General features: G+C 59.8%; 22 protein-coding genes. 12 read left to right on the top strand and 10 right to left on the bottom strand.

The annotated features are described in order from the left end of the window. Nucleotides 1-39: 39 nt before the first annotated feature. The 7 genes from metK (at nucleotide 40) to ruvX (ending at nucleotide 5,710) form a co-directional block, all read left to right on the top strand. Entirely contained in the window at nucleotides 40-1,191 is a 1,152-nt protein-coding gene (metK, locus tag AB5Z02_RS15715; protein WP_005338519.1) for a methionine adenosyltransferase, read from the top strand. A gap of 68 nt (nucleotides 1,192-1,259) precedes the next feature. Further along, entirely contained in the window at nucleotides 1,260-1,787 is a 528-nt protein-coding gene (locus tag AB5Z02_RS15710) for a SprT family zinc-dependent metalloprotease (protein ID WP_139443203.1), read from the top strand. 73 nt (nucleotides 1,788-1,860) lie between these two features. Beyond that, on the top strand, nucleotides 1,861-2,565 hold the full coding sequence (locus AB5Z02_RS15705) for an endonuclease (RefSeq protein ID WP_021229195.1): 705 nt from the start codon (nucleotides 1,861-1,863) through the stop codon (nucleotides 2,563-2,565). 127 nt (nucleotides 2,566-2,692) lie between these two features. Continuing rightward, complete coding sequence (rsmE, locus tag AB5Z02_RS15700; RefSeq protein ID WP_368216401.1) at nucleotides 2,693-3,424, top strand: 16S rRNA (uracil(1498)-N(3))-methyltransferase; 732 nt, start codon at nucleotides 2,693-2,695, stop codon at nucleotides 3,422-3,424. A gap of 114 nt (nucleotides 3,425-3,538) precedes the next feature. Continuing rightward, nucleotides 3,539-4,489 (top strand): glutathione synthase, encoded by a 951-nt coding sequence (gshB, locus tag AB5Z02_RS15695; RefSeq protein WP_100654325.1) that lies wholly within the window; start codon nucleotides 3,539-3,541, stop codon nucleotides 4,487-4,489. A gap of 200 nt (nucleotides 4,490-4,689) precedes the next feature. Further along, nucleotides 4,690-5,244 (top strand): YqgE/AlgH family protein, encoded by a 555-nt coding sequence (locus AB5Z02_RS15690; RefSeq protein ID WP_005349793.1) that lies wholly within the window; start codon nucleotides 4,690-4,692, stop codon nucleotides 5,242-5,244. Nucleotides 5,245-5,287: 43 nt separating this feature from the next. Next, nucleotides 5,288-5,710, top strand: a complete 423-nt coding sequence (gene ruvX, locus AB5Z02_RS15685) for a Holliday junction resolvase RuvX (RefSeq protein ID WP_236319396.1) — start codon at nucleotides 5,288-5,290, stop codon at nucleotides 5,708-5,710. Between the two features lie 60 nt (nucleotides 5,711-5,770). Here ruvX and dtpB read toward each other — a convergent pair whose 3' ends face one another. The 3 genes from dtpB to AB5Z02_RS15670 form a co-directional block, all read right to left on the bottom strand. Then, nucleotides 5,771-7,276, bottom strand: a complete 1,506-nt coding sequence (dtpB, locus tag AB5Z02_RS15680; protein WP_201955205.1) for a dipeptide/tripeptide permease DtpB — start codon at nucleotides 7,274-7,276, stop codon at nucleotides 5,771-5,773. Nucleotides 7,277-7,994: 718 nt separating this feature from the next. Beyond that, nucleotides 7,995-8,957, bottom strand: coding sequence for an HTH-type transcriptional regulator YidZ (yidZ, locus tag AB5Z02_RS15675; protein WP_368216399.1), 963 nt, complete (start codon nucleotides 8,955-8,957; stop codon nucleotides 7,995-7,997). Nucleotides 8,958-8,975: 18 nt separating this feature from the next. Continuing rightward, on the bottom strand, nucleotides 8,976-10,148 hold the full coding sequence (locus tag AB5Z02_RS15670; protein ID WP_368216397.1) for an MFS transporter: 1,173 nt from the start codon (nucleotides 10,146-10,148) through the stop codon (nucleotides 8,976-8,978). A 366-nt stretch (nucleotides 10,149-10,514) separates the two neighbouring features. On the opposite strand from AB5Z02_RS15670, the gene AB5Z02_RS15665 reads away from it, so the two are divergent. From AB5Z02_RS15665 to AB5Z02_RS15655, 3 genes are read left to right on the top strand one after another with little or no spacing between them, the layout of a single operon-like run. After that, complete coding sequence (locus AB5Z02_RS15665; RefSeq protein WP_368216478.1) at nucleotides 10,515-11,435, top strand: AAA family ATPase; 921 nt, start codon at nucleotides 10,515-10,517, stop codon at nucleotides 11,433-11,435. Next, nucleotides 11,435-12,430, top strand: coding sequence for a DUF58 domain-containing protein (locus AB5Z02_RS15660; protein ID WP_368216396.1), 996 nt, complete (start codon nucleotides 11,435-11,437; stop codon nucleotides 12,428-12,430). The genes AB5Z02_RS15665 and AB5Z02_RS15660 overlap by 1 nt, the downstream gene beginning before the upstream one ends. After that, nucleotides 12,417-14,432 (top strand): DUF3488 and DUF4129 domain-containing transglutaminase family protein, encoded by a 2,016-nt coding sequence (locus AB5Z02_RS15655; RefSeq protein ID WP_368216394.1) that lies wholly within the window; start codon nucleotides 12,417-12,419, stop codon nucleotides 14,430-14,432. The genes AB5Z02_RS15660 and AB5Z02_RS15655 overlap by 14 nt, the downstream gene beginning before the upstream one ends. Before the next feature lie 62 nt (nucleotides 14,433-14,494). On the opposite strand, the gene AB5Z02_RS15650 is transcribed toward AB5Z02_RS15655, so the two are convergent. After that, entirely contained in the window at nucleotides 14,495-15,925 is a 1,431-nt protein-coding gene (locus AB5Z02_RS15650; RefSeq protein WP_013724018.1) for a sodium:alanine symporter family protein, read from the bottom strand. Nucleotides 15,926-16,626: 701 nt separating this feature from the next. On the opposite strand from AB5Z02_RS15650, the gene tal reads away from it, so the two are divergent. Together tal and AB5Z02_RS15640 are read left to right on the top strand one after the other, a co-directional pair. Further along, nucleotides 16,627-17,577, top strand: coding sequence for a transaldolase (gene tal / locus AB5Z02_RS15645; protein ID WP_005338545.1), 951 nt, complete (start codon nucleotides 16,627-16,629; stop codon nucleotides 17,575-17,577). 160 nt (nucleotides 17,578-17,737) lie between these two features. Then, nucleotides 17,738-17,920 carry a DUF3545 family protein gene (locus tag AB5Z02_RS15640; protein WP_005338547.1) on the top strand — a complete coding sequence of 61 codons (183 nt, stop codon included), beginning with the start codon at nucleotides 17,738-17,740 and terminating at the stop codon, nucleotides 17,918-17,920. A gap of 287 nt (nucleotides 17,921-18,207) precedes the next feature. On the opposite strand, the gene accA is transcribed toward AB5Z02_RS15640, so the two are convergent. From accA to fabZ, 6 genes are all read right to left on the bottom strand, one after another. Then, nucleotides 18,208-19,158: an acetyl-CoA carboxylase carboxyl transferase subunit alpha gene (gene accA, locus AB5Z02_RS15635; RefSeq protein ID WP_005338549.1), complete on the bottom strand. Its 951-nt coding sequence runs from the start codon at nucleotides 19,156-19,158 to the stop codon at nucleotides 18,208-18,210. Nucleotides 19,159-19,173: 15 nt separating this feature from the next. After that, the gene (dnaE, locus tag AB5Z02_RS15630) at nucleotides 19,174-22,653 is read right to left on the bottom strand and encodes a DNA polymerase III subunit alpha (protein ID WP_236321351.1); all 3,480 of its coding nucleotides are present in this window, start codon (nucleotides 22,651-22,653) and stop codon (nucleotides 19,174-19,176) included. 38 nt (nucleotides 22,654-22,691) lie between these two features. Next, nucleotides 22,692-23,282: a ribonuclease HII gene (gene rnhB / locus AB5Z02_RS15625; protein ID WP_236321348.1), complete on the bottom strand. Its 591-nt coding sequence runs from the start codon at nucleotides 23,280-23,282 to the stop codon at nucleotides 22,692-22,694. Between the two features lie 119 nt (nucleotides 23,283-23,401). After that, nucleotides 23,402-24,541 carry a lipid-A-disaccharide synthase gene (gene lpxB, locus AB5Z02_RS15620; protein ID WP_368216392.1) on the bottom strand — a complete coding sequence of 380 codons (1,140 nt, stop codon included), beginning with the start codon at nucleotides 24,539-24,541 and terminating at the stop codon, nucleotides 23,402-23,404. Beyond that, on the bottom strand, nucleotides 24,534-25,325 hold the full coding sequence (gene lpxA / locus AB5Z02_RS15615; protein WP_005349773.1) for an acyl-ACP--UDP-N-acetylglucosamine O-acyltransferase: 792 nt from the start codon (nucleotides 25,323-25,325) through the stop codon (nucleotides 24,534-24,536). The genes lpxB and lpxA overlap by 8 nt, the downstream gene beginning before the upstream one ends. Nucleotides 25,326-25,330: 5 nt before the next feature. After that, the gene (gene fabZ / locus AB5Z02_RS15610; RefSeq protein WP_005338559.1) at nucleotides 25,331-25,792 is read right to left on the bottom strand and encodes a 3-hydroxyacyl-ACP dehydratase FabZ; all 462 of its coding nucleotides are present in this window, start codon (nucleotides 25,790-25,792) and stop codon (nucleotides 25,331-25,333) included. Between the last annotated feature and the right edge of the window lies 1 nt (nucleotide 25,793).

The raw sequence follows: 25,793 nt of genomic DNA, 5'->3' as shown, positions 1-25,793 counted from the left end.
TTGCCGTGGCGATAACCCAGACAAGCTGAGACTCTTATCATGGCAAAGCTGTTTACTTCCGAGTCGGTCTCCGAAGGCCATCCCGACAAGATTGCGGACCAGATCTCCGATGCGGTACTGGACGCCATCCTCAAGCAAGATACCAAGGCACGCGTTGCCTGCGAGACCCTGGTCAAGACCGGTATGGTCATGGTGGCCGGCGAAGTAACCACCTCTGCCTGGGTTGATATCGAAGAGATCGTGCGTGATACCGTACGTGAAATCGGCTACACCCACTCCGACATGGGCTTCGATGCTGACTCCTGCGCCGTGCTGAACGCCATCGGCAAGCAGTCCCCGGACATCAACCAGGGCGTTGACCGCAGCGATCCGCTGGAGCAGGGCGCGGGCGACCAGGGCCTGATGTTCGGCTACGCCACCAACGAAACCGACGTGCTGATGCCGGCCCCCATCACCTACTCTCACCTGCTGGTGAAGCGTCAGGCTGAAGTGCGCAAGAACGGCACCCTGCCGTGGCTGCGTCCGGATGCCAAGAGCCAGCTGACCTTCGCCTACGACGACGCAGGCAAGATCATCGGTGTGGATGCCGTAGTGCTCTCTACCCAGCACGCCGAATCCATCAGCCACAAAGATCTGGTTGAAGCGGTACGCGAAGAGATCATCAAGCCGGTGCTGCCGGCCGAGTGGGTCAACAAGGACACCAAATACTTCATCAACCCGACCGGCCGTTTCGTTATCGGCGGCCCGATGGGTGACTGCGGTCTGACCGGTCGCAAGATCATCGTCGACACCTACGGTGGCATGGCTCGTCACGGTGGTGGCGCCTTCTCCGGTAAGGATCCGTCCAAGGTTGACCGCTCCGCTGCCTACGCCGCCCGCTACGTTGCCAAGAACATCGTTGCCGCCGGTCTGGCCGATCGCTGTGAAATCCAGATCTCCTACGCCATCGGCGTGGCCGAGCCGACCTCCATCAGCGTCGAGACCTTCGGTACCGCCAAAGTCGCCGAAGAGCTGCTGGTCAAGCTGGTGCGCGAGCACTTCGAACTGCGCCCGTATGGCCTGATCGAAATGCTGGATCTGAAGCGCCCGATCTACCAGGCTACCGCAGCCTACGGTCACTTCGGTCGCGACGAGTTCCCGTGGGAGCAGACCGACAAGGCCGAACTGCTGCGTTCCGCCGCTGGCCTGTAAGGCTCGCTGTTGTGATAAAAGGGGAGCCTGGCTCCCCTTTTGCTTATCCGCCATTTGACGAGATGTTGATGTCTGCCACTCCTGCCCAGCTTGTCGCCCTGCTGCAACAACGTGTAGAAGCCTGCTTTGTGCAGGCCGAGGCGCGCCTTGGCCGCACCTTCCCCCGTCCGCGGATCTACTGCAATATGCGGGGCCGGGCGGCGGGATCGGCGCGACTGCAAACCTGGGAGCTACGCTTCAATCCCGCCCTCTATCAGGCCAACCAGCAGGCGTTTCTGGATGAGGTGGTGCCCCACGAGGTGGCCCATCTGCTGGTTTATGCCCTGTGGGGTGAAGGACGCGGCAAAAACCGGGTGCTACCCCACGGCCGCCAGTGGCAATCGGTGATGCGGGAGGTATTCGGCCTTGAGCCCAGAACCACCCACAGCTTCGATCTGGCGGTTTTGGCCCAGCGCACCGTGCCCTATCGCTGCCTCTGCCAGCAGCATCAGCTCTCTATTCGCCGTCACAACAAGGTGGTGCGTGGCGAGGCCCGCTATCACTGCCGCCGCTGCAAGCAACCGCTGGAGCGGGAACGGCCGGAGCCAGAGCAGTAAGCCAGCTTGTGTCGCGCCCCTGTGGTAGGGTGCCCGCCATCGTTCGTCAATCACCCCGTTTGCAAGGAATCCCATGCGTTTCATCTCCTCCCTCGCCCTGACCCTGCTGGCCGGTTTGCCGCTGCTCAGCGCCCCCCTGCACGCCCAGACCTTTCGCGAAGCCAAGCAGGATCTGGTGAAGCTCTATCGCAGTCAGCCTGCGGTCACCACCTTCTACTGCGGCTGCGACATCGACTATCAGGGCAAGAAAATGAGCCCGGATCTCGCCAGTTGCGGCTATGAGCCGCGCAAGCAGGCCAAGCGCGCCGCCCGCATCGAGTGGGAACACGTGGTACCGGCCTGGGAGTTCGGCCACCAGTTGCAGTGCTGGCAGGATGGCGGTCGCAAAAACTGCGAAAAAGCGAGCCCCGAGTTCAACAAGATGGAGGGGGACATGCACAACCTCTTCCCCGCCATTGGCGAAGTGAACGGCGATCGCGCCAACTACCGCTTCTCCGACTGGAACGGCAAGCCGGATCAGTACGGCCAGTGCCAGATGCTGGTGGATTTCAAGGATCGTCGGGTGCAGCCGCCCAAGGGGCCGGTACGGGGCCAGATTGCCCGCGCCTACCTCTACATGAGCCAGCAGTATGGGCTGCGCCTGGCAGCGCAACAGCGTAAACTGTTTGAAGCCTGGGATCGCCAGTACCCGGCAGAGGGCTGGGAGTGCGAGCGCAACCGCCGCATCGGCAAACTGCAGGGCAATACCAATCCCTTTATTGAAAAGCAGTGCCAATAACCCCATTTGACCAGGGAGGGGGATCGCCCCTCCTATCATGAAGCCCTTCCCCACTGCCGCGTGAGCCTTGCTTGCCGCCTCGCAGCAGGATATGAAGGGTTTCCAAGCAAGAGACTGACAAGCAGCCATGCGCATTCCACGTATCTATGAACCGGCCACCCTGCAAGTTGGCCAGACCATCGCCCTGTCGGAAGACGGCGCCAACCATATCGGCCGGGTACTGCGCATGCAGCCGGGCCAGCAGCTCGAGCTGTTCAACGGCGATGGCAATCAATATCCCGCCACCATCGCCAGCGTCGGCAAGAAGTCGGTGGAAGTGACCATCGACAGTTGTGACGCCCAATCGGTGGAGTCACCGCTGGCCATCCACCTCGGTCAGGTGATCAGCCGTGGCGACAAGATGGACTTCACCATCCAGAAATCGGTGGAGCTGGGCGTCACCTGCATCACCCCGCTCTTCTCCGAGCGCTGCGGCGTCAAGCTGCCGGCCGATCGGCTGGAGAAGAAGCGCGAGCAGTGGCAGAAGGTGGTGATCAGCGCCTGCGAACAGTGCGGCCGCAACGTGGTGCCCGAAGTGCGCATGCCGATGGAGCTGGATGACTGGCTGGCGGAAGAGACCAAGGAGCTCAAGCTCAACCTGCACCCGCGTGCCGAGTACAGCATCAACACCCTGCCCGTTCCCGAGCATGGCGTGCGCCTGCTGATTGGCCCGGAAGGGGGATTGTCGAGCGACGAGATCGCCCGTACCGTGCAGGAAGATTTCAAAGAGATGCTGCTGGGGCCGCGGGTGCTGCGTACCGAAACTGCCGCCCTGACTGCGATCACTGCGCTGCAATGCCGCTTTGGCGATCTCGCTTGATACTATCGGCCGCATCAATCAGCCTCATGGCTGCATCGACGCAGCCGCAAGCGGCCGATTACGCTGCGCTAATCGACCCTACAACCCTATCGAGCCATTAAAAAGGAACAGCGGATGACCATTAAACTCGGCATCGTGATGGACCCCATCTCGGCCATCAATATCAAGAAAGATTCCAGCTTTGCCATGCTCGAAGAGGCGCAAAAGCGCGGCTATGAGCTCTTCTATCTGGAGATGAAGGATCTCTACATGGAAGCCGGTCGCGCCTTTGGCACCATGCGCCCGCTGACCGTCAAATATGACTATGCCGACTGGTACAGCTTGGGCGAGGTGGTGGATCAGCCCCTCTCCAACCTCGATGTGATCCTGATGCGCAAGGATCCGCCGTTCGACACCGAATTTATCTACGCCACCTACATGCTGGAGCGGGCCGAGGATGAGGGTTGCCTCATCGTCAACAAGCCGCAGAGCCTGCGCGACGCCAACGAGAAGCTCTACACCGCCTGGTTTGCCGAGCACACCCCGACCACGCTGGTGACTCGCCGCGCTGACAAGCTGCGCGCCTTCCACGCGAAGCACAAAGACGTGATCTTGAAGCCCTTGGACGGCATGGGCGGTGCCTCCATCTTCCGCATGAAGGAAGATGACGCCAACGTCGGCGTGATTATCGAGACACTGACCGCCCACGGCAGCCAGTACTGCATGGCGCAGACCTATCTGCCCGCCATCAAGGATGGCGACAAGCGGGTACTGGTAGTGGACGGTGAACCGGTTCCCTACTGCCTCGCCCGTATTCCGGCGCAGGGGGAGACCCGCGGCAATCTGGCGGCCGGTGGCCGTGGTGAAGCACGCCCCCTGAGCGAAGCCGACTGGGCCATCGCCCGTGCGGTGGGCCCGACGTTGAAAGAGAAAGGCCTCATCTTCGTCGGCCTCGACATCATCGGCGATCGCCTGACCGAGATTAACGTCACCAGCCCGACCTGCATTCGCGAGATTGAAGCAGCGTTCGATGTACACATCACAGGCATGCTGATGGATGCCATCGAGCGTCGACTGGGCAAATAATCGCTAGGCAGGCTAACCGGCCTGTTCAGGGGTAACCGCCCCCGACAAGCCCGGAAACAGAGAGGGTGGCCCGGCGCCACCCTCTCTGTTTCAAGACAATCCGGAAAGGGGCGGGATCTCGCCCAGCCCAAAAAGCGGTTTTTCCCATGGGGATCAACTGCCATAATTGACCTCAAATACCTTTGCACTATTTGGCCTCTATGCAAACACTGCAAAATCACTTCCTGCTTGCCATGCCAAGCCTGACGGATCCCTACTTCGAGCGCTCGCTGGTCTATCTGTGCGAGCACAACGAAGAGGGCGCCATGGGACTGGTCGTCAACATTCCGGTCGAGATGTCGCTGGAAACCATGCTGACCCAGCTCCAGCTCAATCCGCCCAACAACCCGGAGCTCAAGCAGCCGGTGCTGCAAGGGGGACCGGTTCACGCCGATCGCGGCTTCGTGCTGCACAGCTTCCGCCCCGGTTTCAACTCCACCCTGCAGGTGGGGGATGAGATGATGGTGACCACCTCCAAGGATATTCTGGAAACCCTGGGTACGAGCGAAGCCCCTGCCCATTGGCTGGTGGCCCTTGGCTATGCCGGCTGGAGCGCCGGTCAGCTGGAGCAGGAGCTGGTGGACGGCGCCTGGCTGGTGATCCCCCCCAATCCGGCTCTGGTGTTCAAGACCCCCATTCACAAACGTTGGCAGCAAGCTGCCGCCAGCATAGGGGTGAACCCAGTTCACCTCTCCAGCGATATCGGCCACAGCTGATCGGCTGGCCCGCTCTGCTCTCTATTTCGAGGATTTATCAGTTATGTCATCACGCAGCATCATGGGCTTTGACTATGGCACCAAGAGCATTGGCGTCGCCATCGGTCAGGAGCTGACTGGCACAGCCCAGCCTCTGCGCGCCCTCAAGGCCAACGACGGCATCCCCAACTGGGACGAGATTGAGAAGCTGCTCAAGGAGTGGCAACCGGACCTGCTGGTGGTCGGCCTGCCGCTGAACATGGATGGTTCCGATCAGGAGATCACGGTACGGGCCCGCAAATTCGGCAACCGGCTGCATGGCCGTTTCGGCAAACCGGTGGAGTTCAAGGATGAGCGACTCACCACCACAGATGCCCGCGCCCGGCTGTTTGAGCGAGGCGGCTATCGCGCGCTGGAAAAAGGCAGTGTGGACGGGGTATCGGCGCAGCTGATCGTCGAAGCCTGGATGGAAGAGCAGTACATCTAAATCATCAACAGCAAGGCAAGGGTCGCCGCCCTTGCCTTGTCTCGCACTATCCTCCCCTCATTACGCCTGTGATTGACCCGCGACCAGCCCCTCGGCCTCTGTCGGCGTCGCATTCATCATCCGGTTGAGCCAGGGCACCATCAGCCCCATCACCACCGCAATCAGCAGGGTCGCCATCCCGATCTTGCCAAATACGCCGGTGTAAATGGGCAAAGTTTGCAGCGGATCCGTCATCCCTTGCGGCACGGCGGTAAAGGTCGCCACATAGCCTCCCAACAGGGACGCCATCGCTTGAGTCAGGAACCACATGCCGAGAATGAAGCCCATCAGGCGTTGCGGCACCAGCGCGGCGACCATCGCCAGTCCCAGGGCACTGATCATCAGCTCGCCCAGACTCTGGAACAGGTAGATAAGCACCATAAACCAGGGGGAGGTCAGCCCCTGCTCATCGGCAAACCACCAGCCGGATGCCGCCGCCGTCAGAAAGCCCAGCGAGCAGAAGAACATCCCGAGGGTGAACTTTAGCGGCATGGTGAGATCCCGCCCCTTGCTGCCCATCCGGGTATAGATCATCGCGAGTACCGGGCTACCCACCACCACCCAGAAGGGGTTGAGCGCCTGGAAGCTGATGGGGTTGACGCTCATGCCCAGCATTTCGTGGTGCATGTTGTTGATGGCAAAGAAGTTCAGAGACGTCGGCATCTGGGCGTAAAGCACGTAGAAGAGCACCGCCTCCAGCATCAGCACGAAGGCCACATACATCTTGTTGCGGCCCACTGTGTCGAGCCTGAACGCCTCGCGAAAGAAGAAGATCACCACGGCGATGGTTACCGTCATCAGCACCATGTTGGCGATCACCACGTGGTGCATCAGCCAGGCGCAGAAGAAGACCATGGCTACCGAACCCAATATAACCAGCAGTAGTTTGCTGTAATCGAGCGGCAGGTGATCCGGCTCGGAGCCAATATCCTTGACCATATTGCGGCAGGCAAAGAAGGTGAGCAGCGCAATAATCAGCCCCACCCCGCACAGGTTATAGGTCACGGTATAGCCGTAGTGATCGGCAATCACCGGCGCGAGCGAGAGGGAAATAAGGGAGCCAATATTGATCGACATATAGAACAGGGTAAAAGCCCCATCCAGCCGCGGATCTTTTGGCTGGTAGCATTTTGAAAGCAGGCTGGCCGGATTGGCCTTGAACAGACAGTTACCGACCGCGATGGTGCCTAGCGCATAGAAAATCAGGTCGGGATTGTAGATCGACAGGCCGGTCATAAAATAACCGATCACCAACACGATAGCCCCGAGCACCATGGTGCGCTTGGTGCCAAGCACATGGTCGCCGACATAGCCGCCGACCGAGATCAGGCCATATACCAGCGCCGAGAAGGCACCGAAAGTAATAAAGGATTGCTCTTGGGAAAATCCCAGTTGTTGCACAAAGAAAACAGCCAATATCCCCTGCACGCCGTAATAACCGAAGCGCTCCCAGAGTTCGACGAAAAATATCATAAAGAAGGGTTTGGGTTGTTGTAACAACCCTGTGGGTGCTGTTGCTGGACGCATATCAACCTGCCTTTGCTGAGATTTATTTTTATTAATCTGGTGGTGGCTGCCGCACTATTTTTTGCCCGCCATTGCTATAACGGATAACACGGTCAGCCTGCCAATCTGGCTATTTTCGGGTGCACGCGCCCCGTTCGATGAAAGGTGTTTTTCATCTAGCCGGTTTCAATTACGGGTTATCGGGGGATGGTGAGTGGCGTCTCCCAGTACAGTTAGCGGCTCCGGGTTCTACCTTTGCTGCATCCCTTCACTCAAGCCGGTTTATCAACCTTGATGCTTATTCCCCTCTGCTCCGTCACTCATGGCTGGTGGCTAGATAGCTGGGGCATGACACGGCCACAGACGACCTGTGGGGCTGGCTCAAGCCGCGCTCTAATGGCAGTCACCTACGCAGGCGCTATCTAACCCCACCATTCCAAGGGGAGTCATGCTATATCACTGCAAATACAGGAACTTAATGGTCGATCACACTTTAAAAGTGAAAGTCAGTGAAGTTTTCTAATGAAACCACATGAATTTTTTTCGTGAAAAGAGTTTCACTCGAGACGTGCAACCAAGGCCAATCTGTGCATAAAGAGAGTTGAATGAAACACCATATGAACCCGTGAACCCGCACTCGGCACTTCAGTCGTGCAAAAGTCCGTTCATCCGGTCGATGCAACAACAAAAAGCCGGAGCAGATGGCTCCGGCTGATCGATGGGCACCGTCACGGCCACATTAGCGTGGCGATTCGTCGTTGTAGAGCCGCCGGATCTCGTTGCGCAGCCACATCACCTTGGCATCCTGATTGTGCCGCTTGTGCCACAGCAGGATGAAGGCGATCTCCAGCTGGGCGTAGAGCTTCTCGGGTAGCGGCAGCGGCATGGCGATCAGATTGCCGTGATGCCGACTGGCATAACCACCGCAGTAGGAAGGCGCCACCGCGATCAGCTCGTGGCTCGACTGGGAGGCAATATGCAGCGCCTGCTCGAAGCTGGAGACCGTGATGGGCACCTCCCGCTTCAGCCCCTCGTCCTCCAGCAGACTGTCGAGAGCCCAGGTATCGTTCGCTTCCCACACCATGCTGATCTGGGGGCAGGCCAGAAAGTTCTCCAGCGACCACTTCTGCTTGAGCAATGGGTGATCCTTGCGCAAAAAAACCACCGGGCGATCGGTGAACAGCACCTCGTGATCGATGTAATAAGGCAAGCGGTTGACCTTGGCCTGAGAGCGGCCATGAGTCTCGCGGGCACAAAAGCCGAGATCCGCATCGCCATTGACGATATCGTTGAGGGAGTGGTGATCCCACCCCAGCATCCTGACCACCGAGTTGGGGTACTTCTGGTAGATGGTCATGGGCAGATCGCTCAGGAAGCTGATGTAGAAGGGGGACTCCATCACCAGCGTGAAGCGGGCACCATCGGGGATCGCCTCGCTATTGAGCGAGGTGATGCTGTCGGTGAGCTGGAACCAGACCTTCAGCTCCTCCTCCAGGGTCAGGGAGAGGTTGGTGGGCTGCAACCCCTGCCGTACCCGCACAAACAGGGGATCGTCAAACCACTCCCGCAACTTGGCCAGAGACTTGCTCACCGCCGACGGAGTGACACAGAGCTTTTTCGCCGCCCCTGCCACACTGCGCTCCTGCATCAGGTACTTGAACACCACCAGCAGGTTCAAATCGAGTTCACCCAGATTGCGCATATCCCCTCTCATCTTCCATCAGCCCTGCGACCGCGCTTCACGAAGCGCGAGCCATGGTAACAGCCCTTTGACAGCCAGGTAACTGAGCAATGCCAGCAGCAGGGCGCAGATCAGCATCTCGGACGGAGTAAAGCCAAGTTGACCCAGCAGCCAGATATAGAGGCCGGAGAGGCTGATCTGCATGATGCAGAGCACGGCGCTGGCAAAGGCCACGTTGTGCTGACAACCATCGAGCGCCTCCCCCATCGCCACCCCGAAGCCACAGGAGAAGCCGACACAGACCAGCGCAAACCCCGGTAGTAACTGATGGATATCGCCCCCCGTCTGCCAGCTGCCGAGCAGTGAGCACACCGCCAGCAGATAGGAGAGATGAGACACCGCCAGCACCTTCTGTTTGCCCAGCCAGCGCAACAGCAACGGCGTCAGGAAGGAGGTGGACATACTCACGCCAGCCATCACCATCATCACGATGGAGTACTGCTCGGTAGTGAAGCCAAACTCCTTCATCAGGATCAGCGGCGAGACGCTGACATAGACCAGAATGGCGGTCACGCTGGCACTGGTCAGCAGGGAGAGCAGCATAAAGCGCGGCGAGCGCAGCAGGGCAAAAGGCAGCGCCGCGCCACTGCCCGGTTGCCGCGCCGGGCGGGTCTCCTTGAGCAGAAGCAAGTTCACCAGACCGCTAACGGCCGCCACCAGCGCCATCGCCACGAAGATCCCGCGCCAATCAAAATGTGACAGGATGAGGTAACCGAGCACCGGCGCCAGCACCGGGATCACGCAGATGACCCCGTTGATCATCGAGAGCGCCATCGCCAGCCGCTCCTGACACAGCACGTCCCGCAGCACGGTAAAGGTCATGATATAGAGCGCACCGGCCCCGACCCCCTGCCAGAAACGACCGAAATAGAACTGACTTATCCCCTCTGCGCTGCCTGCCACCAGCGAGGCGAGGACAAAAATCAGGGCGCCCCCGAGCACCACCCAGCGTCGCCCGTAGCGATCGGCAATCATCCCGCCCAGCAGCACGGTCGCCGCCATGCCGAACAGATAGATGGAGAAGGCAGTGTGGATCTGCGCCTCGCTCGCCTGCAGGGCATCGGCAATCTTGGGCACGGCGACCAGATAGAGATCGATCCCGACCGGATAGAGAATGATCATCAGAAAAGTGCACAACAGGAAAACAGGCATGGATGCTCCATAACAGATTGGCGTGCCGATGCCTGCCAGATCACAGCGACAGGCGAACAGTGGCGGGACCAAGATGGCCACAAAGGCAGCAACACAGCGCGTCGCAATGGGGGCAACTATATGGGCGCCAACCGCTCTCACCTAGTGAAGATATGGCGATCGGTACATTCCAATCAGGAAATATTGTATTGAGCTGCGTGCCTGGGCGGCCATATTTAATCGACCAGAGGCCGTAAGAAACCGGGTCACCTCCCGCTCATAGCCATCCCTGCGCAGCACTTTTACCGCCCGTCTGTTATCTGCCTTCACCCTTGCGGGCGTATAAGCTGTAGGTGCGACGCAATACAGGGAATGTGTATGAAGGGAATGAAGAGAGAAGAGCAGATTGCCGGGCTGCTGGCAGCACTGGAGCAAGTCATTCTGGGCAAGCCGCTGCAACTGAAAATCGCGCTGGTGACCCTGCTGGCGCGCGGTCATCTGCTGATCGAGGATCTGCCCGGCATGGGCAAAACCACCCTGGCCCACGCGCTGGCGCAGGTGCTGGGGCTGGCATGCAGGCGGATGCAGTTCACCGCAGATCTGCTCCCCGCCGACCTGCTGGGGTTGCAGATCTTTGACCCCCAGCAGCAAACATTTCACTTTCACCCCGGCCCCATCTTCACCCAGGTGTTGCTGGCGGACGAGATCAATCGCGCCAGCCCCAAAGTACAAAGCGCCCTGCTGGAGGCGATGGCCGAGGGCAAGGTGAGCATTGAGGGGAATACGCATCCCCTCCCCGATCCGTTTTTCGTCATCGCCACCCAGAATCCGGCGGATCAGGCGGGCACCTATCCGCTGCCGGAGTCCCAACTCGACCGCTTCGCCGTGCGACTCTCGCTGGGTTTTCCGCCGCGAGGGGCGGAGCGCCAGCTACTGAGGGGCCACCAGCCGAGCGGCCCACTGCCCGCCATGCTGGATGCCGCCGAGCTGGCTGCCCTGCAAGCGGAAGGTGATGCTATCCATGTTTCCGATGCCACCCTCGACTACCTGCTGGCGCTGGTGCACCAGAGCCGCTTTGATGGGGATCTGCCACAGTCCCTCTCCCCCCGTGCAGCCCAGACCTTGCTGGCGGTGAGCCGGGCCTGGGCGCTGGTTGCGGGACGGCGCTTTGTCACGGTAGAGGATGTGCAGGCGGTCTTCCCCTATGTGGCCGAACACCGGCTACGGGGCAGCTTTGGCGTGCAGCACGGCGAAGCCTGTCCCCTGAGCCAGCGGTTGCTGGCCCGGGTCGATCCGGACAATCCCTGATGAGCAAATTGCTAAACCGTTGGCAACAGTGGCGAGCCCGCTGGCAGCAGCGTTGGCTCGATCGCCGCATTCCCCCGGCCCGCCAGATCACGCTGGGTACCCGCAGCCTCTTTATCCTCCCCACCCGCATGGGGCTGCTCTATCTGCTGGTGCTGCTCGCCATCTATCTGCTAGGCACCAACTACCAGAACAATCTGGTGCTGCTGGTGGCCTACTGCCTCGGCAGCCTGTTTATGGCCGCCATGTGGCTCACCCACCGCAACCTGCTGGGGTTGGAGCTGCTGAGTGGCCCGCTGGTGCTGGGGGAAGCGGGTAGCCAGCTTCCTATCCGCATCTTGGTGCAGAGCCCGCGCCCGGTACAGGCACTTCACTTTAGCCTCAACGAAGGCACCCTCTGGCTGGCACAGGCCGACGCTGTGCCCAGCTCAGTTATCCTGCCAGTATCGGCCTCTCGCCGCGGGCCACTGCCCCTTGGCCGATTGCGGGTCGAGAGCCGCTACCCTCTCGGTCTGTTTCGCTGCTGGTCCCTACTGGACTTGCAGCTGGAGGGCTGGCTTTCCCCCAAACCGGCATTCGGGGCGCTAAGAGGGGAACATGCGACCGAAAGCGAAAGACATCAGGGCCAGCCCGCTCCAGCGCCCCTCGGTGACTTTGATACCCTGCGGACACATCAGGCCGGTGAACCACTGAGCCGGGTCGCCTGGAAGCAACTTGCCCAGGGGCGCGGCCTGCTGACCAAGCAGTTCCATGAACCGCAGCAGGATGACACTCACCTCACCTTGCAGCGGGTCGCGGGCGGGGATCTGGAGCAGCGGTTGGCGGTACTGGCCTGGTGGTGCGCCGATTACGGCAAGCGGGGCATCCCCTTTACCCTGACACTGGCAAACCAGACGCTGGGGCCCGATAGCGGTGCCGCCTTTGTGCAGCGCTGCCTGCTGGCACTGGCCCAGTTCGATGCCACACCACCGAAGAGCACGCCCGATGCTGCTCGATAACCGCCGCCTGCTGCCACTCATCGCCCTGCAACAGCTGCTGCTGGTCGCGGCGCTCTGGCCCCAGTTGCAACTCTGGGTAGTAACAGTGGGCGCCATCACCCTAGGCGTCCGGGCCATGATGCTATGGCGTGGCTGGCCGCCCCTGCCTGCCCGCGGGTTGGCGCTGCTGGCCATCACTACTGTGCTGTTGCTGGGACTACAGTGGCGTGGCTTGGGCACCCTGCCCGCCCTGATCAATCTGCTCTGGCTCGGCTATAGCCTCAAGATGATCGAGGTACGGCGCGAGCGGGATATCGAGCTGGTGCTTCTGCTCGCCTTCTTTCTTATCGCGCTGGCGCTGGTGCAGCGACAGAGCATCGGCTGGACGGCCGGAATGACAGTAGCGCTCTGGCTGGCAGTGACCGCGCTGGTGGCCGCCATCGCTCCCGAGCAGAAACGGCCTTGGCGCAGCGCGGGCGGCGCCCTGCTGCTGGCGCTTCCCCTGCTCATCACTCTGTTTCTGCTGCTGCCAAGGCTGCCGCCCCTCTGGCAGATGCCCACCACCAGCCGCGCCCTGTCGGGGCTCTCGGAAGAGCTGGCCCTCGGCGATATCAGCGAACTGGTCAACTCCTCCGAACTGGCCTTTCGGGTCACCTTTGCCGATGGCCCGCCCCCTGTCCGCGAGCGCTATTTTCCGGTGATGCGCCAAGAAGTTTTCGATGGTCAGCGCTGGTTGCTGAGCCCCGAGGTCAAAGCATGGCAGCAGACAGTGCCGGTGCAGACCGGGCTCACCCTTCTGGCATCCTCTTCACAAGGCAGTACTCAACTGGCAGATAACCCGTTACCCGCCGGGAGCTACGAGGTGATCGCCGAGCCCCAGCGCCACCGCTGGGCCTTTGCCCTGAGTGAACCGCGTCTGCTGGCGGGCCAGGTGCTGCTTACCCCTCTCGACACCCTCTATCGGCAGGGGAGCGGCGAGGTGGCGATCCGCTATCGCATTGGCCGCGGTGAAGCGCAGCCCGAGGATGACCACCAAGCTGCCCAGCGCAACCTGCAACTGCCAGCCGGAGGCAACCCGAGAGCGCGCGCCTATGGCCAAGGGCTGGCTGTGCGCTATCCGGATCGCGCAAAGCTGGTCGCCGCCCTGCTCGCGCAGTTTCGCAGCCAATCCTATTACTACACTCTGACCCCGCCACGACTTGACCGTGACGGGGTGGATGAGTTCCTGTTCGATACCAAGCGCGGCTTTTGCGGCCACTACGCCATGGCAACCGCTTTCGTACTGCGCGCTGCCGGTATTCCGGCACGGCTGGTCACCGGTTATCTCGGCGGTGAGTGGAATCCAAGGGGCAACTATCTGGCGGTACACCAGTTCGATGCTCATGCCTGGGTGGAGTATCTCGATGAAGGAGGAACATGGCGGCGAATCGACCCCACGGCGGCAGTGGCACCGGAGCGTATTGAAGGCGGCGTGAGGGAAGCGCTGAGCGACGAGTTTACCGCTGCCGACCCCCTCGCTTTGCAGCGTTATCGCAACTGGGCCCTGCTCAATCAGCTGCGCTGGTGGGGCAACAATATCGACTACCAGTGGAGTCGCTGGGTGATTGGTTACGATGCGGGTCAGATCTGGCAACAAATCGGCCTGCGCTGGCCCGCACTGGCGGGACACACACCCTGGTTGATCCTCGCCAGCCTGATGCTGGTCGCCCTGCTGGTGAGCCTGCCCCTGCTGTTGCCCGCCCGCCTGCCGCCAGAGCGGCGTATCTGGCAGCCCCTGCTCAAACGGGGCAAACGCAGTGGCTATCCACCCCAGCCCGCCGAGAGCATGGGGGCATGGTGCGAGCGGCTGGCACGGCTGCGTCCCGACCTTGCCCACCCCCTGCTAAAGAGTGCGTGGCTCTATCGACTCTGGCGTTATGCCCCCCTCAGCGACCGGCAACAAGGGCGCTGCTGGCGCCAGTTGCAACGGCGTATCAGGCAACTCGTTTGGCGCTGGGATAAGCAACCGAAAAGCGCGCCATAAAAGAAGGGGGAGCCACCGGCTCCCCCTTCAGGTTTTAATCAAGAGGTCTGACTCACCGCTTGTTACTTTTTGGTCGGATTGTCCCAGATCCCCTCTTCCAGCTGGGAGCGGATCTCGGGGTATTTGTTGGCATCGAAGGTGGGTACCTTGCCCAGCCGGAGCTGGTCGTTGTAATCCTTCGCCAGCTTGATGGCAACGCTGGAGAGCAGCAGGATCGCCACCAGGTTGACGATGGCCATCAGACCCATGGAGACATCCGCCATCGCCCACACGATCGGCAACTCACCCACGGCACCGAACATCACCATCCCCAGTACGAACACCCGGAACAGCATCAGGCCACCCTTGTGGTTGTGCTCGAGGAACACCAGATTGGTCTCGGCATAGGAGTAGTTCGCCACGATAGAGGTGAAGGCGAAGAAGAAGATGGCCGCCGCGATAAAGATGTTGCCACCGCTGCCAATCTGGGAAGAGAGCGCCCGCTGGGTCAGCTCGACACCGGTCACGCCGGAGCCCGGCTCAAACTGACCTGACATCAGGATGATGGCGGCGGTACAGCTGCAGATGACGATGGTATCCATAAAGACCCCCAGCATCTGCACATAACCCTGGGAGGCCGGGTGCGGCGGATAGGGAGTGGCAGTCGCTGCAGCGTTGGGCGCAGAGCCCATGCCCGCTTCGTTGGAGAAGAGACCACGTTTGATACCGTTGATCATCGCCTGGGAGATGGCATAACCGAGCGCACCCGAGCCAGCCTGCTCAATCCCGAAGGCGGACTTGATGATCAGCATGAAGACATGGGGCAACTCGGTGATGTTCATCGCCACGATCACCAGCGCCAGCAGGATGTAGGCCAGCGCCATAAAGGGCACCACCAGCTCGGCAAAACGGGCAATGCCACGAATGCCGCCGAAGATAATCAGGCCGGAGAGCGCCACCAGCGCCAGACCGCTGACCCAGTCAGGAATGCCAAACGCCACCTTCATCGCCAGACTGATGGAGTTGGCCTGCACCGCGTTGAACACCAGACCAAATGCCAGGATCAGGCAGAGCGAAAACACCACCCCCATCCAGCGCATGCCAAGGCCTTTCTCCATGTAGTAGGCCGGGCCACCACGGTAGTTGCCATCCTCATCCTTGACCTTGTAGAGCTGGGCCAGGGTGCTTTCGACGAAGGCAGTCGCCATGCCGATAAAGGCAATCAGCCACATCCAGAAGATGGCGCCGGGGCCGCCCAGATAGATGGCGACAGCCACACCGGCCAGGTTGCCGGTGCCGACACGGGCGGCAAGGCTGGTACAGAGGGCCTGGAAGGAGGAGATGCCCGCGTTGTCCGATTTACGGCTGTTTTTCAGCACGGAAAACATGTGGCCAAAGTGACGGATCTGGATAAAACCCAGGCGGAAGGTGAAAAAGATACCGACCCCGATGAGCAGGTAGATGAGCACGGCTCCCCACATCAGGTCGTTTAGCATCGCAATCAAGGTGTCCATAATTCTCTCGTTGTTATTCACATCCATGGTCAGTCTGCGCTGACCGTTTTCTGTCTGTCGTTTAATTAGCGTTTCGCTAAAGGGGCGGAATCTAGCACAGCGGGAGAGCCCGGAATAGTGATCCCGGTCACGCGAGACACAAAAAACGAACGGTAAAAGCCCATAAAGCTCCATTTAAATCGCAAACTTTCAACAAACTCAATAATTCAATCAAACAGGCCACCATTAAGCCCCATAAGAGAACCATTTTGATATATCCCTGATGAGCTATCCGAAAACGCAAACGCTTGCATGAAATGGCTTTCAAACGGCGATATTTCGCCAAACGTTTTCGCTGTAATTAAATTTCAAGTACGTAGCGAGATAATTTATGTGATCGACGACACAAATATGGATATTGGCTAAAAAAGTTCAGCTGAAAGCAAACCGGAGCGAGGTCGAAGGGAAATATAAAAAACCTTACTAATCATATAGTTTCACGCCATAAAGTGGGATAACTCAACAGCCTGAATGTTTAACAACCAAGCGCCCCTATTGCAGGATGCACTACATCAGTATTAATTAGGCAGGCAATGACGATGGGCCGCCCCCATCGCGCTTTTCTGAGCCTGAGGCACCAAGATCCTGTAATTTTATTTCAGAACCACCGTCTCAAGCCCGCAACCCAGGGATTACTCCCTCATTAAGAGATGATATTCGCTATGGCCGATAAATTAACCCAGCTGAAAGCCCTGACCACTGTTGTTGCCGACACCGGTGATATCGAAGCCATCAAACGCTATCAGCCCATCGATGCCACCACCAACCCCTCTCTGGTTCTGAAGGCCTCCGAGATCCCCGAGTACGCTCCGCTGATCGAAGACGCCATCAACTGGGCCAAAGCCCAGAGCCAGGACAAGGCACAGCAAATCATCGACGCGGGCGACAAGCTGGCCGTCAACATCGGTCTGGAAGTGCTGAAGATCGTTCCGGGCCGCATCTCCACCGAAGTGGATGCCCGTCTCTCCTTCGATACCGAAGCCAGCATCGCCAAGGCCCGCAAGCTGATCCGTCTCTACAACGAAGCCGGCATCAGCAACGACCGCATTCTGATCAAGCTGGCCTCCACCTGGGAAGGGATCCGTGCCGCCGAGGTTCTGGAGAAAGAGGGTATCCAGTGCAACCTGACCCTGCTGTTCTCCTTCGCCCAGGCCCGTGCCTGTGCCGAAGCCGGTGCCTTCCTGATCTCCCCGTTCGTGGGTCGTATCCTCGACTGGTACAAGGCCAAAAATGGCCGTGATTACACCGCCAGCGAAGATCCGGGCGTGGTCTCCGTCACCTCCATCTACAACTACTACAAGCAGCACGACTACCCGACCGTGGTGATGGGCGCCAGCTTCCGCAATACCGGCGAGATCCTGGAACTGGCCGGTTGCGACCGCCTGACCATTGGCCCGGCCCTGCTGGAAGAGCTGAGCAAGACCGAAGGCGCCGTGGTACGCAAACTGGACTACACCGGTGAACGCAAGGCCAAACCGACCCCGATGACCGAAGCCGAATTCCGCTGGGAACTGAACCAGGATGCCATGGCTCACGAGAAGCTGGGCGAAGGTATCCGTATGTTCGCCATCGACCAGGGCAAGCTGGAAACCATGCTGGCAAGCCGCCTGTAATCAGTTCTTTTTTCTGATAAAAACCGGGCCCCCACCAAGGGGCCCGGTTTTTTTTCATGGGCTTTTTTAGCGCTGTCATAGAGTCGTCACGAAAACGTTTTAATTTCGGATTCGTTATGTTATACGGGTGGTGAAAACGATAAAAACCAAGGAGGGAGCCATGGAAATGTTCAACTTCGATTATGACGAGGTGGTTGAACTCGGTTCGCGTAGCCGCGGGACAACGGGAAAAAAACGTAAATGGCGTGAAATCGAGGCGTTGAAAGACAAACATCGCCTGCAGAAGGAGCTGCAATCCATCGATATCGCCTATGAAGGTCTTACAGACGAGATTGAACTGTAATACCGCCAGACACCTGTAAAAGCGCTCCGCACAGCCGGGGCGCTTTTTTATGCCGCTATCGGATGATCAAGCGGCTTGTCATGCCATCGCTAGCGATGCCAAAGGATGCTGCAGGCTACTGACAGCCATCACCAACGGCATGGCATACCGACCATGCACCTCACCCGCGAAGACTGAACTGCGCCGTTTCAGGGCGCGTTGGGGCAATCACCTGAATGGCAGATCAACCGCAATAAAAAGCCCCCGTCGCTGACGGGGGCCTGAATACTCGGGATTGACGGCTGCGCTTAGCAGTAGCCGTAGCCCAGCAGACGCTGGTAACGCTGCTCCAGCAGTTGCTCGGTATCGAGCGGACGCAAGGCGTCCAGATCCTGCTTGATGCGAGCCTTGAGGTTTTTGGCCATCTTCTCCACATCGCGGTGGGCACCACCGAGAGGCTCGTCGATCACGTGGTCTATCAGCTTGAGCTCTTTCAGACGCTGGGCAGTGATGCCCATCGCTTCGGCAGCCACAGAAGCCTTGTCGGCACTCTTCCACAGGATGGAGGCACACCCTTCCGGCGAGATGACGGAGTAGGTGGAGTACTGCAGCATGTTGACGCGGTCACCCACGCCAATGGCCAGCGCACCACCTGAACCGCCCTCACCAATCACGGTGCAGACCACCGGCACGGTCAGACCGGCCATCACTTTCAGGTTGCGGGCAATCGCTTCGGACTGGCCACGCTCTTCGGCACCGACGCCAGGGTAAGCACCCGGGGTGTCGATAAAGGTGATGATCGGCATCTTGAAGCGCTCGGCCATCTCCATCAGACGCAGGGCCTTGCGGTATCCTTCCGGACGCGGCATGCCGAAGTTGCGCTTGATCTTCTCTTTGGTCTCGCGACCCTTCTGGTGACCAATCACCATCACCGGCTCACCGTCGAGACGGGCGATGCCGCCGACGATAGCCTTGTCATCGGCATAGGCGCGATCGCCAGCCAACTCGTCGAAATCGGTGAAGATATGCTCGATATAGTCAAAGGTGTAGGGGCGCTGGGGATGACGCGCCATCTGGGATACCTGCCAGGCACCCAGATCACCGAAGATCTTTTTGGTCAGCTCTTCGTTTTTCTTCTCCAGCCGGCGGATCTCGTCTTTCAGATCCACGGCGTGATTGCCTTCACTCACATGTTTGAGTTCATCAATCTGCGCCTGCAACTCGGCAATCGGCTGTTCAAAATCCAGAAAAAGACTCATAGGGCCTTAGAACCTCTAATCAAAAACCAATTCAACCCGCTCTCGTCCAAGCAGGACTCGCAAGTCATCTATCAGTTGATCGGTGGGCGTCACCCGCCACTCGGTACCGAGCGTCAATCGCACCCGGGAGCCGGGGCGACGATAGTTTACCTGAACCGGACAGACTCCGGCACGGGCGGGCTCCAAAATCTCGCACAAACGCGGGAAAAAGCGATCATCAATCCGCTGTTCATCGAGGGAGATGCGGATTGCTCTGGCAAAACGCTCCCTCGCATCGTTGATATCCAGTAATTCTCGAGCCGACATTTTAAGGCCACCGGAGAAGTCATCAAAGCTGACCTGTCCAGAAACCACCAAAATGCGGTCTTTTTGCATCAATTCTTCATATTTTTCCAGCGCTTCACTGAACAGGGTCACATCGAGGCGACCGGAACGGTCGTCCAGGGTGAAGATCCCCATCTTGTTGCCACGCTTGGTCACCATGCTGCGAGCCGCAATCACCAGCCCCGCCGCCGTGGTCACGGTATCGCGGGAGGTGGGATGCAGATCGCACAGGCGACCCGAGGTATAACGACGCAATTCGCTGCTGTACTGGTTGATGGGGTGGCCGGTGAGATAGAGCCCGAGGGTCTCGCGCTCCCCTTCCAACCACACCTTGTCAGGCCAGTGCGGCACGTTGGCAAACGCCTTCTTGACGTCGTCAATCTCTTCGGTGAGCACGCCGAACATGTCGACCTGCCCCACCGCCTGCGCCTTGGCGTGCTGCTCGGCGGCACGCATCGCCTCCTCCAGGGTCGCCATCAGGGCGGCGCGGTGGGGGCCGAGCCGATCCATGGCGCCGGAGAGGATCAGCTTCTCCATCACCCGCTTGTTGAGCTTCTTGATGTCGACCCGGTTACAGAAGTCGAACAGATCGCGGAACGGGCCGTCCTGATCCCGGGCGCTCAAGATCGCATCGATAGGGCCTTCACCCACCCCTTTCACTGCCCCGATCCCGTAGACAATATGACCATCTTCGTTGACCGAGAAGCGATAGCGACCGGTGTTCACATCCGGTGGGATCACGGTGAGCCCCATCCGCTGACACTCATCCACCAGAGTCACGATCTTGTCGGTGTTGTCCATATCGGCGGTCATCACCGCCGCCATGAACTCGGCCGGGAAGTGGGTCTTGAGCCAGAGGGTCTGGTAGGAGACCAACGCATAGGCGGCGGAGTGGGATTTGTTGAAGCCGTAGCCCGCAAACTTCTCCACCAGATCGAAGATCTTCATCGCCAGTTCGCCGTCGACGCCATTTTTGACGGCGCCCTCCTCGAAACCGGCTCGCTGCTTGGCCATCTCCTCGGGCTTTTTCTTACCCATCGCCCGGCGCAGCATGTCTGCGCCACCGAGCGTGTAGCCAGCCAGGGTCTGGGCGATCTGCATCACCTGCTCCTGATAGAGGATGATGCCGTAGGTCGGTTCCAGAATCGGTTTCAGGCTCTCGTGCTGCCACTTCTCGTCCGGATAGGAGATCGCTTCATTACCGTGCTTGCGGTCGATGAAGTTATCCACCATGCCTGACTGGAGCGGGCCCGGTCGGAACAGGGCCACCAGTGCGATCATGTCTTCGAAGCAGTCGGGGCGCAGCCGCTTGATGAGATCCTTCATGCCGCGGGATTCCAGCTGGAATACCGCCGTGGTCTCGTAGCGCTGCAGCAGGTCGAACGACTTCTTGTCATCGATGGGGATGGCGGCGATGTCCACCGGCGGCTTGCCCTCTTTGGCAAGACGCGGGTTTATCATGCCGAGCGCCCAGTCGATGATGGTGAGGGTGCGCAGACCCAGGAAGTCAAACTTCACCAGACCCGCGTATTCCACGTCGTTCTTGTCGAACTGGGTGACCGGGTGATGGCCTTCGTCATCGCAGTAGAGCGGCGCAAAGTCGGTGATCTTGGTGGGTGCGATCACCACGCCACCGGCGTGTTTACCGGCGTTGCGCACTACCCCTTCCAAGCGACGGGCCATGTCGATGAGGTCTTTGACCTCCTCATCCTGCTCGTAGAGCTCGGGCAGCTTGGGCTCGGCCTCGAATGCCTTGGCAAGCGTCATGCCCGGATCCGGCGGGATCAGCTTGGAGATGCGATCCACAAAGCCGTAAGCGTGGCCCAGCACCCGGCCCACATCCCGCACCACCGCCTTGGCCGCCATGCTGCCGAAGGTGATGATCTGGGAGACCGCATCCCGGCCATACATGTCGGAGACGTGCTCGATCACCTCGTCGCGTCGGTCCATGCAGAAGTCGACGTCGAAGTCGGGCATGGATACCCGCTCGGGGTTCAGGAAACGTTCGAACAGCAGGTCAAATTCCAGCGGGTCGAGGTCGGTGATCTTGAGGGCGTAAGCCACCAGAGAGCCCGCACCCGAGCCCCGGCCCGGGCCAACGGGAATGCCGTTGTCCTTGGACCACTGGATAAACTCCATCACGATGAGGAAGTAACCCGGGAAGCCCATCTGGTTGATCACTTTCAACTCGATGTCGAGACGCTCGTCATACTCGGGACGGCGCTCGGCCCGCACTTGCGGATCCGGGAACAGGAACTCGAGACGCTCCTCCAGACCCTCTTTCGACTTGGCCACCAGAAAATCTTCTGTGGTCATGTCGCCGGTCGGGAAGTTGGGCAGGAAGTACTCGCCGAGACGCACCGTCACGTTGCAGCGCTTGGCGATCTCCACCGTGTTTACCAGCGCCTCGGGAATGTCGGCAAACAGCTCCGCCATCTCCTCCTGGCTGCGCAGGTACTGCTGGGGGCTGTAGCGACGGGGGCGGCGTTTGTCCATCAAGGTATAGCCATCGTGGATGGCAACCCGGATCTCGTGGGCGTCGAAGTCATCGGCGTTGAGGAACACCACCTCGTTGGTGGCGACCACTGGCAGCTCGAACTCGGTGGCGATGGCCACCGCCATGTGCAGATAGACCTCTTCGTCGGGTCGACCGGTGCGCAGCAGCTCGAGGTAGTAGGCATCGGGGAAGTGGGTCTGATAGAAGGCGACGCACTGCTCGGTCATCTGTCGGTTTCCCTTGAGCAGGAACTTGCCCACATCCCCCTCGCGCCCGCCGGAGAGGACGATCACCCCCTTGGCGTGTTCGGCGAGCCAGCTCTTGTCGATAACCGGCCGCCCCTGCACGTGGCCGCGCTGGTAACCGCGGGAAATAAGCAGGGTGATGTTCTGGTAGCCGTCGTTATCCATGGCGAGCAGGGTGAGACGGAACTGCTCGTCGCCGAGCTCATCGCTCTGCACCCAGAAGTCTGCCCCGACGATGGGTTTGATCCCCTTGCCGTGGGCTGCGCCATAGAAGCGCACCAGACCACACATGTTCATCTGATCGGTCAGCGCCAGCGCCGGCATGTTGTTGGCCGCAGCCGCCCCGACGATGGGATTGATCTTCTGCAGGCCATCGACCATGGAGAAGTCGGAGTGGACTCGCAGGTGGATAAAACGGGGTTCAGCCATCGTCATCTCCTCTCGCTGCTCAAACTAAATGGCATGGTCTACTCGATCCCCAATGCGCGGCGCACTGGTTTGAAGCTCTTGCGATACTCCGGCAACGGGCCGCGCTCGGCCAGAATGGCGAGGTGCTCAGGCGTAGGGTAACCCTTGTGACGGGCAAAACCATACTCGGGATGGCAACTGTCCAGCTCGGTCATCTCCGCATCTCGGGTCACCTTGGCGAGGATAGAGGCGGCGCTGATGGCGGCCACCAGGCTATCGCCCTTGACCACGGCACGCGCTTCCATCGGCAGCGCCGGACAGCGGTTGCCATCGATAAAGACCAGCTCGGGGGTGACCTTCAACCCCGCCACGGCTCGCTGCATCGCCAGCATGGTGGCATGCAGGATGTTGAGCTCGTCGATCTCCTCCGGAGTGGCGCGACCGATGGCCCAGGCGAGCGCCTTCTCTTTGATCTCGTCAAACAGGGCGAGGCGCTTCTTCTCGGAGAGCTTCTTGGAGTCGTTGAGCCCCGCGATCGGATTGGCGGGATCGAGAATGACCGCAGCGGTGACCACGTCACCCACCAGCGGGCCACGGCCCACTTCGTCCACACCGGCAACCAGCTTGTCGTCAGGAATATCGATCATCATCTTGTAGCCTTGAATCAAAACAGGCCCCGTGGGGCCTGACAGGGGTCGACTGACGCGGCATCACCGCTCGGAAAACGGATTAACGGGCTGCGCGGCGCAATCGACGGTCCGAAATAGCGTTATCTGCCGAGCAGATCCGCCACCGCATCGGCGGCCTGCGAGTCGGCATTACAGCGGATCAGCTGGTGCAGCTCGGTGAAGGTGTTGACCAGCGCACTGTTGTCGTGCTCGAAATATTTGCTCACCTCTTCCACCAGATTCTCCGGAGTGCACTCGTGCTGGATAAGCTCCGGCACCAGCATGCGACCGGCAAGCAGGTTTGGCAGAGAGACAAATTCGGTCTTCACCAGCCGCTGGGCCAGCCAATAGCTGAAGGGCTTGAGCTTGTAACCCACCACCATCGGCTTTTTCACCAGCATGGCTTCAAGCGCCGCGGTACCGGAGGCCAGCATCACCACGTCGGCGGCGATCATCGCCTCGCGGCCCTGCCCTTCCAGCAGCACCATGTCGAGACCCGGCGCTACCTCGGCCTTGATGGTCATAAACTGCTCGCGCCGTTTCTGGTTGACCAGCGGCACAATGAAGCCGAGATCCGGATAGCGCACCGTCAGGTGTTTGCACGCCTCGAGAAACAGGGGGGACATAAAGCCCACTTCTGCGGTGCGGCTGCCCGGCAGCACCGCCAGCCAGCGGCGATTGGCATCGATACCGAGATTGCGACGTACGGCGGCCTGATCCGGCACCAACGGAATATCGTCCGCCATGGTGTGACCGACAAAACGGCAAGGGGCATCGAAACGGTCGTAAAAGGCTTTCTCGAACGGCAGGAAGGCGAGCACCATGTCGGTGGCGGCCTTGATCTTGTGAATGCGGTTCTGGCGCCAAGCCCACACCGAGGGGCTGACGTAGTGAACCGTCTTGATACCGGCGCGGCGCAGTTTCAGCTCCACTCCGATATTGAAATCCGGTGCATCCACACCGATGAAGATATCGGGCGGATTGGCAATAAAGTGGCGCAACAGTTCGCGACGGACCTTGAGGATGCGCGGCAGACGGCCCAGCACCTCGGTGATCCCCATGACGGAGAGCTCTTCCATCTCGAACAGGGCCTTGACGCCGAGGGCCTGCATCCGCGGCCCTGCGATCCCTTCAAACTGCGCATCCGGGTAGCGGGCTTGCAGCTCGCACACCAGACCGGCAGCCAGAATGTCGCCGGAGACCTCTCCGGCGACGATACCGATACGAACCGGATCAGGCACGGATGATCCCGCGCTCGTTATCTTTGAGGAAGTCCACATAGAGCTGGACGGCCGGTTCGGCTTGCGCCATCTCGATCAGCACAGGCAGCACCTCTTCGATGGTCTTGCCGGAACGGAAGATCTCTTTGTAGGCACGCTTGACGGCAGAGATGGCCTCGGCGCTGAAACCGCGGCGACGCAGACCTTCAGAGTTGACCCCGAACGGCTTGGCGTAGTTGCCGGCGGCCATCACGTAAGGCGGCACGTCCTTGTTCAGGGCGGCGCAGCCACCGACGAAGGCGTGGGAACCGACGCGGCCGAACTGGTGAATGGCGGAGAGACCACCAAAGATCACGAAGTCACCGATCACCACGTGGCCCGCCAGGGTCGCGTTGTTGGCGAAGATGCAGTTGTCACCGATGATGCAGTCGTGGGCAACGTGAACGTTGACCATGAACAGGTTGCCGCTGCCCACCTTGGTCAGGGATTGATCCTGAATGGTGCCACGGTGGAAAGTGCAGTTCTCGCGAATGACGTTGTTGTCGCCAATCTCGAGGAAGGTGCGCTCACCGGCGTACTTCTTGTCCTGGCAATCCTCACCGATGGAGGTGTGCTGGAAGATCTTGTTGCCGCAACCAATCTTGGTCGGGCCCTTGATCACCACATGGGAACCTACCCAGGTGTTGTCACCGATTTCCACCTCGGCGCCGATGACAGAAAAGGGGCCGATTTCAACCCCTTTACCGATCACGGCAGACTCATGGACGATGGCAGTATCGTGAATGATGGCAGTCTGGTCGATCACGTGTGTTAAACCTCGCGTTTGGCGCACATCAGCTCGGCGGTACAGACCACTTCACCGTCGACGGTGGCGACACCGGTGAACTTGGCAATACCGCGACGCTCTTTCAGGAACTCCACGTCGAGCACCAGTTGGTCACCGGGGCCGACCGGACGCTTGAAGCGAGCGTTGTCGATTGAGGCAAAATAGTAGAGTTCGTTGGGAGACGGCTTGCCCACCATGGTAAAGGCCAGGATACCGGTGGCCTGTGCCATCGCTTCCAGGATCAGTACGCCCGGGAACACCGGCTTGGCCGGGAAGTGCCCCTGGAAGATCGGCTCGTTGAACGAGACGTTCTTGATGGCACGCAGAGTTTTGCGTTCATCGCTGATCTCGTAGTCGTCTACACGATCCACCATCAGAAACGGATAACGGTGGGGCAGCAGATCCATGATTTCCTGGATACCCAGGCTCTTCTTTTCAGTAGTCAAA

The organism is Aeromonas sp. R2-3 (assembly GCF_040908375.1).
Lineage (GTDB): Bacteria > Pseudomonadota > Gammaproteobacteria > Enterobacterales > Aeromonadaceae > Aeromonas > Aeromonas veronii.
The sequence above is the reverse complement of the archived record's forward strand: the minus strand, read 5'-3'. Positions and strand labels throughout refer to the sequence as shown.

What these genes read in the sequence shown, in the direction of transcription:
- metK (WP_005338519.1), top strand. Translation starts at nt 40, where the DNA reads ATGGCAAAGCTGTTTACTTCCGAGTCGGTCTCCGAAGGCCATCCCGAC.
- AB5Z02_RS15710 (WP_139443203.1), top strand. Translation starts at nt 1,260, where the DNA reads ATGTCTGCCACTCCTGCCCAGCTTGTCGCCCTGCTGCAACAACGTGTA.
- AB5Z02_RS15705 (WP_021229195.1), top strand. Translation starts at nt 1,861, where the DNA reads ATGCGTTTCATCTCCTCCCTCGCCCTGACCCTGCTGGCCGGTTTGCCG.
- rsmE (WP_368216401.1), top strand. Translation starts at nt 2,693, where the DNA reads ATGCGCATTCCACGTATCTATGAACCGGCCACCCTGCAAGTTGGCCAG.
- gshB (WP_100654325.1), top strand. Translation starts at nt 3,539, where the DNA reads ATGACCATTAAACTCGGCATCGTGATGGACCCCATCTCGGCCATCAAT.
- AB5Z02_RS15690 (WP_005349793.1), top strand. Translation starts at nt 4,690, where the DNA reads ATGCAAACACTGCAAAATCACTTCCTGCTTGCCATGCCAAGCCTGACG.
- ruvX (WP_236319396.1), top strand. Translation starts at nt 5,288, where the DNA reads ATGTCATCACGCAGCATCATGGGCTTTGACTATGGCACCAAGAGCATT.
- dtpB (WP_201955205.1), bottom strand. Translation starts at nt 7,276, where the DNA reads ATGCGTCCAGCAACAGCACCCACAGGGTTGTTACAACAACCCAAACCC.
- yidZ (WP_368216399.1), bottom strand. Translation starts at nt 8,957, where the DNA reads ATGCGCAATCTGGGTGAACTCGATTTGAACCTGCTGGTGGTGTTCAAG.
- AB5Z02_RS15670 (WP_368216397.1), bottom strand. Translation starts at nt 10,148, where the DNA reads ATGCCTGTTTTCCTGTTGTGCACTTTTCTGATGATCATTCTCTATCCG.
- AB5Z02_RS15665 (WP_368216478.1), top strand. Translation starts at nt 10,515, where the DNA reads ATGAAGAGAGAAGAGCAGATTGCCGGGCTGCTGGCAGCACTGGAGCAA.
- AB5Z02_RS15660 (WP_368216396.1), top strand. Translation starts at nt 11,435, where the DNA reads ATGAGCAAATTGCTAAACCGTTGGCAACAGTGGCGAGCCCGCTGGCAG.
- AB5Z02_RS15655 (WP_368216394.1), top strand. Translation starts at nt 12,417, where the DNA reads ATGCTGCTCGATAACCGCCGCCTGCTGCCACTCATCGCCCTGCAACAG.
- AB5Z02_RS15650 (WP_013724018.1), bottom strand. Translation starts at nt 15,925, where the DNA reads ATGGACACCTTGATTGCGATGCTAAACGACCTGATGTGGGGAGCCGTG.
- tal (WP_005338545.1), top strand. Translation starts at nt 16,627, where the DNA reads ATGGCCGATAAATTAACCCAGCTGAAAGCCCTGACCACTGTTGTTGCC.
- AB5Z02_RS15640 (WP_005338547.1), top strand. Translation starts at nt 17,738, where the DNA reads ATGGAAATGTTCAACTTCGATTATGACGAGGTGGTTGAACTCGGTTCG.
- accA (WP_005338549.1), bottom strand. Translation starts at nt 19,158, where the DNA reads ATGAGTCTTTTTCTGGATTTTGAACAGCCGATTGCCGAGTTGCAGGCG.
- dnaE (WP_236321351.1), bottom strand. Translation starts at nt 22,653, where the DNA reads ATGGCTGAACCCCGTTTTATCCACCTGCGAGTCCACTCCGACTTCTCC.
- rnhB (WP_236321348.1), bottom strand. Translation starts at nt 23,282, where the DNA reads ATGATGATCGATATTCCTGACGACAAGCTGGTTGCCGGTGTGGACGAA.